Raw genomic sequence first — 613 nt, 5'->3', positions numbered from 1 at the left:
CGATGATATTAAATATATTCTGTCGCAACTACTAAATGTATCTTTACAAGATATTGGAGAAGTCGTCGCGATGGATAAAACAACCCTTTCATGTTCATTGGATAGTAAGATTCGAAAGTGCCCTTATTGTCGTTCTTCTCATCTTCACAGTAAGGGGTACTATAAAAAGAAGTATCGTTTACCTTTTAATCATAGTAACATCAAGATCGTTCTGCTTAAGATTAAACGTTTTAAGTGTCAAGAATGTCATGATTCTTTCTCGAATAGTATAGGGCTTACGCCTCGAAATTTCACTATTCCGTATTCAACAATCGACAGTATTATGGAAAATCTGAAGAAGCCAAACGAAACGTTTAAGTCGACTGCCGAACATTTTTCTGTCTCAGAAACAACTGTAAAACGGTACTTTGATAAATATTATCATCCGGATAAATTCAATTTACCTTCAGTTTTATGTTTTGACGAAGTCTATATCCCCAGCTTAAATATTAGCTCTAATTATTTGACTGTCATGTATGATTTTGAGAAAAAACGATTAATTGAGGTCATCTCTTCTAGAAAGAAAGCGGATCTTCATCGTTATTTTTATCATTTAAATGAGAAAGAAAAAGAA

Annotated in this window: 1 pseudogene; it reads left to right on the top strand. The window is 33.0% G+C overall.

The features are described 5' to 3' along the window. Positions 1-322: 322 nt before the first annotated feature. Positions 323-613: pseudogene (locus HMPREF2811_RS11190) on the top strand (hypothetical protein); the annotation flags it as partial.

Source organism: Globicatella sp. HMSC072A10 (assembly GCF_001811625.1).
GTDB lineage: Bacteria > Bacillota > Bacilli > Lactobacillales > Aerococcaceae > Globicatella > Globicatella sanguinis.
The sequence above is the reverse complement of the archived record's forward strand: the minus strand, read 5'-3'. Positions and strand labels throughout refer to the sequence as shown.